This window comes from Zarconia navalis LEGE 11467 (assembly GCF_015207075.1).
Lineage (GTDB): Bacteria > Cyanobacteriota > Cyanobacteriia > Cyanobacteriales > Geitlerinemataceae > Zarconia > Zarconia navalis.
Window position 1 is genome coordinate 1 of the sequence record NZ_JADEXN010000420.1, and the last position, 5,177, is coordinate 5,177.

The window sequence follows — 5,177 nt, forward strand, 5'->3', positions numbered from 1 at the left end:
CTGTGGCATCTCTTGCATCCTCAGCCCGCGATCTCCATCAACCCGCCCCACCTCCCGTCAAGATATCGGAGGCGCTGCAAGCCCTAACCGATCGCGTTTCCCGCAGCTTCCCAACTCCCGGAGTTTAGCCTGCATTATTCCTAAGGTTCGACGAAAATCGTGCCATCGCCTTGCCTAGCAAGCAGATTGGTAATTTACCCGAACAACAGTCTGTTTGCGTGAGGTTCGCTCACGATCGGGAGTGAGCGCGTTTGATGAATAATCCAGGTTAGGCAATCTCTGAAAAATAAAGCCACCCAGCACGCCGTGCGATCGATCTGTTGAAAAAAGAAGGGTTCCCGAAGTCGAGAACCCGCAATCGCGTTGCTTTTAGGTAAAGACTGCTAGAGTTTCGTGCCGCACTCGGGACAGAAGATATGAGTGGCTGGGTTTTTAGCACTGCAACTGGGGCAGTACACCAATTCGGTGGCTTTTTCGAGGGTTTTACGATCGGGCAAGCCGAGCATCTGGGCGTTACTCTTACCCGGTGCCACCATCGGGTAGCAGTTTTCGTTGCGGGTCACCCGCACGTCAAGCACCATCGGTTTATCGGTCGCCAACATCGTGGCGAGCGCCTCGGTGAGTTCCTCCCGACGGGTCACCAAAATTCCTTCGAGTCCGTAAGCTTTGCACAGTAACTCGATATCAGGCATTCCCACCTCCATATTGGAAGAGGAATAGCGCTCCCCGAAAAATGCCTCCTGCCACTGACGAACCATGCCCTGCCAACCATTATTGAGAATGACCGTTTTGACATTGATGCCGTACTGAGCCAGGGTTCCCAATTCCTGTAAGTTCATCTGGAAGCTGCCATCGCCGCTGATGCAGACGACTTGGCGATCGGGCAGAGCCACTTTTACTCCCATGGCGGCTGGTAAACCGTAACCCATGGTTCCCAGACCCGCACTGGAAATCCACTGCCTCGGACCGTTGCGGAGAAACTGAGCCGACCACATTTGATGTTGACCCACATCAGTGGTATAAAACGCATTGGGGGCAAGGCGCGCCAATTCCACGATCGCTTCTTGAGGCGAAATACTATCATCGGGTTGGGGAACCACGAGGGGATAATCTTCCCGCCAGCGATCGATCCGATGCCGCCACCCTTGGGTATTTTCTTCGTTTTTCGGAACGGGAGCTTCTGCCAAGCGTTGTAAGAGCTGCGTTAGCACCTTGCGAACGTCCCCGACGATCGGCACGTCTGGAGCGCGGTTTTTACCCACTTCTGCCGGATCGATATCGATATGAATCGCTTTAGCGCGGGAGGCAAATTCATCGAGTTTTCCCGTCACCCGATCGTCAAATCTCGCACCGATGGCAACGAGCAGATCGCACTCGCTCACGGCAAAGTTTGCATAGGCCGTGCCGTGCATTCCCAACATTCCCACCGACAGGGGGTGATTTTCATCAAATATCCCTTTCCCCATCAGTGTCGTGGTGACCGGAATTTGGAAATGTTCCGCCAGTTCGAGAACTCGATCGTGGGCGTTAGCGGCGATCGCTCCACCTCCGACGTACATCAACGGCTGCCGTGCCTGGGTGAGTAACTCGATGGCCAAGTCGATTTGGCGGGGATTACCTTTAAGAGTGGGACGATATCCCGGCATCTCGATATCCCCAGGTTCTACGGGGATGTAGTCAAATTCTTCAACTCCCACATCCTTGGGCACGTCGATCAGTACCGGTCCCGGTCGTCCCGTCGCCGCTAGATGAAAGGCTTGGGCGACGATTTTCGCCATATCTTCGGGCTGGCGAACGACATAAGAATGCTTGACAATAGGCAGGGTAATCCCAAAGATATCGGTTTCTTGAAATGCATCGGTGCCGATGGCAGGGCGTGGAACCTGTCCGGTGACAACCACCATGGGGATTGAGTCCATGTGGGCGGTGGCAATACCCGTCACCAAATTGGTAGCCCCCGGCCCGGAGGTTCCGAAGCACACGCCCACTTCACCGGTGGCACGGGCGTAGCCATCGGCCGCATGGGATGCCCCTTGTTCGTGGCGGACGAGGATATGCTGTACGTCGCCCCGAGCTTCTGCCCGATACAACTCGTCGTAGATGGGAAGAATCGCGCCACCGGGATAGCCAAAAATATGCCGGACACCGTGGCGCTTTAAACTATCGATCAGGGCAAATGCGCCTGTTGCACGCTTTGCCGCTACTCTTTGCAGTTGCACGGCGGGGAACCTCTTGGAACTTAACTGAATTAACTGAAGCTTTTAGTGAATCGTATTTAAGATTATAGGTCAAGCTCGATCTCTCAATACGATTGAGTTCTTAACATTTTGAGAAATTTGTGCCGATGGGTTGTGGAGATCCCGGCGAGATCGCTCTACTCGTATTGTCTTGAGATGGGCAGATGGGGAGATCGTTAAAAATTTGTTCATACACTGTTAGTACCCTCTGTATTCCCCCAGCTCTCTATGAATGTTGGCACTCCTCTCCCATCCTATTTTTAAAACCAGTTGATAAAGTGTCATATTTGCCTTTCAACTTGAGTTCAAAAAATGCGATCCCCACTTTTTGTCAATGGGTTAGAGACTCGGAGGTTTTAAAATTTCAATCTATTGAATGTTGACAAGATTATCTTAATACTGTAGATATCACTGGGAATATTTTCAGGGCATTGGGGATCGAGGCGTCAAAATCATCCAGTCAGCAAGTCTTCTGTATTGAGACTCAACTCGATCGCCCGCGAGATCGATTGGGTGTAGCTGTCAACCGAACCTTCAAATTCGGTTTTTCGAATCAATAAATTTATGGTTCTCATAAGCGTGAATTATCGAGTTTTAATCCGTTCAAAAAACCGGGGATCGTTAAAAATTTGACTTCCACGCTGAAATAAAATAACGTTTTAGTTAGATGGAATAGGGTGTATGGATAGTTAGTTTTGATGTTTGTTTCAAATCACATCTCAAAAATTGTTATTCCGACGGCCCTCATTGCAATTGTTGCCGCTTTGAGTCAATGGCTGACTGGAGAAGCAGAAAATCTCTCCTTACGAGGTCGCAGAGAATTTCGTGACAGTGTCACCTCTCCAGAAAAAGCAAGAGCTTCAACTCGCAAGACCGATCGCAGCTTGCTGCACGAGTTTGCCTCGGATAGAGATTGGGAGTCTGCTTCGAGTTGGGCGATCGCCGGTATGGCAGAACATTTCTATACCACCACAGCCCTCAGTAGGACAGCCAATTCCCCATCGAACTCATGGTTAAATCGAACCAATGGAGAAATATCGATCGACTTGGGAAATTGGAATCGGTGGGTAGGCGTTGGTAGCAAAACGAAGTCGGGACAAACATTCTCTCCAACGTTGTTTTACCCCAACTCCAACAACAGCGAGTCTGACGATGGCTGGCTGAAGCTATTTGCAACCCCAGATTCTGCTGGTTCCGTCGCCATCGGCGTTGCAGAAGGAACTCGTACCTCCAGCGGAGGAACCACCCAACGATATGCGGGTCATCGCGATCCCGGTAACGGAGCCTTAAATCTGGGAACGTTCAGCTACCAGCATGGTGCTAATACTCCTCGACAAGCGGATTTGCGACAGCTTGCTCGCTTAAAAAGACAAATGACCCAAGTTAAACGCCAAGCGCGCGACCGCGGGATCGATCTTTCGATCTTAGATCTAGTGGTGGCAGCGGATTTACTCAACCAATCTCCCCAGGCTGGATATCATTTTCCAGACAATTTGAACAAGGCGCGAGAGAAAGGTCTTCAGGGACTCGACGCATTGTTAAACGCGAGGATGTACAGTTACGTCAATCCCCAAACCCAGAGTTTGGAAGCGGCTGGTTTTGGCAATAGTTGGGCAAAGCTCAAACGAGACCAAAAGCGCCGCTTGGAAGCGATTCAATCCGCACTTCGAGAGCAAGGCGTTCTGTAACGATTAATTCTGGAGAAGGTTCTCCCTTCTTCCCCGTGGTTCGAACCGGCGTTACTGAAAGCATCGGTGAAGAGCGCAATGTTTCTCGATTGCTAATTGTCGATTACCACAACGGCAACGCGATGGACGACAGCTCAAATACAAGCTTCTCGTATTAAAAACAAAAAAATATAGAGCGTAGATTTCCCGGTTTTTCTTGAATAAATCGGGTATTTTTTATTTCTATTCTCTAGGGGATCGATCGAACTGAATTCAAGCATTCTTAGAAGTTCTCTAAAAATTGCGTTCGATGGCTGCATGAGTTCGATCGAGAAGCTGGGCTTTGTTCCAAACTTTAAAGATTTCCGTAATTTTGCTGATGACACTGACGACCTTATATTGATATACAATCAACAGCTTCTGCTCGATCTCGCATCTACCTCATCATCGAGTCAAAATCTTTTTCTCTATCTTGTTAGTACCGATTAACGATCTCGACGACTTTTAGTAGTCTCGACGATCGAACCCATTGAAACAGATGTTTTTCTCGAAGTTCGATCGATCGACCGATTTAATCGTGACTGTATCTGACATTTAATGAAGGAACTTCTCTTATTAATTGTCTCAATTTATCGGAATCAACTGACAAGCTTATTTATCCTAACTTGACAGATCCCATGCATTTTCCCTCTTCAATTCATAGGTCGAATCCACCCTGGATAGCAAACGAATTACTCCCGATTTCGTTGATAGCTTTCCTTGTGTTGCTTTGTGCGGAAGCCTCCGCCCAAATCGTCCCTGACAGCACTCTGCCAAGCAACTCCACCGTCACCGTGGAGGATGGCTTACAACGGATTTCTGGCGGTATGGAAGCCGGCAGCAATCTCTTCCACAGCCTCGGGGAATTCAACGTTCCTGCCGGGGGAACTGCCTATTTCGACAATGCCCTCACCATCGACAACATTATTGCCCGCGTCACTGGAGGGAATCTATCCAACATCGATGGACTCATTCGCGCCAATGGTGCGGCCAATCTATTTTTAATTAACCCGGCAGGAATTGCTTTTGGGGAAAATGCCCAGTTGGATATTGGGGGTTCTTTTTTCGGCAGCAGTGCAGAGAGTGTGGTGTTTGATGATGGCAGTTTTTACAGCGCTACAGAACCCAATGCATCGCCGTTATTAAGCATTAACGTTCCGGTGGGGTTGCAATTTGGAGAAAACCCCGGCAGCATCATCAACAGATCGATCGCCCCATCTGCCTTCAACTCCCC

Annotated in this window: 4 protein-coding genes; 2 read left to right on the forward strand and 2 right to left on the reverse strand. The window is 49.5% G+C overall.

Annotated elements, in window-relative coordinates; all coding sequences use genetic code 11:
• Positions 1-383 precede the first annotated feature (383 nt).
• Together ilvB and IQ235_RS18435 are read right to left on the reverse strand one after the other, a co-directional pair.
• On the reverse strand, positions 384-2,219 hold the full coding sequence (ilvB, locus tag IQ235_RS18430) for a biosynthetic-type acetolactate synthase large subunit (protein ID WP_264322874.1): 1,836 nt from the start codon (positions 2,217-2,219) through the stop codon (positions 384-386).
• Between the two features lie 470 nt (positions 2,220-2,689).
• On the reverse strand, positions 2,690-2,812 hold the full coding sequence (locus IQ235_RS18435; protein WP_264322875.1) for a hypothetical protein: 123 nt from the start codon (positions 2,810-2,812) through the stop codon (positions 2,690-2,692).
• 123 nt (positions 2,813-2,935) lie between these two features.
• Here IQ235_RS18435 and IQ235_RS18440 point away from each other — a divergent pair, with 123 nt between their 5' ends.
• Together IQ235_RS18440 and IQ235_RS18445 are read left to right on the forward strand one after the other, a co-directional pair.
• The gene (locus tag IQ235_RS18440; protein ID WP_264322876.1) at positions 2,936-3,925 is read left to right on the forward strand and encodes a hypothetical protein; all 990 of its coding nucleotides are present in this window, start codon (positions 2,936-2,938) and stop codon (positions 3,923-3,925) included.
• Between the two features lie 725 nt (positions 3,926-4,650).
• The coding region (locus IQ235_RS18445) for a filamentous hemagglutinin N-terminal domain-containing protein (RefSeq protein WP_264322877.1) at positions 4,651-5,177 on the forward strand (527 nt) is incomplete at its 3' end.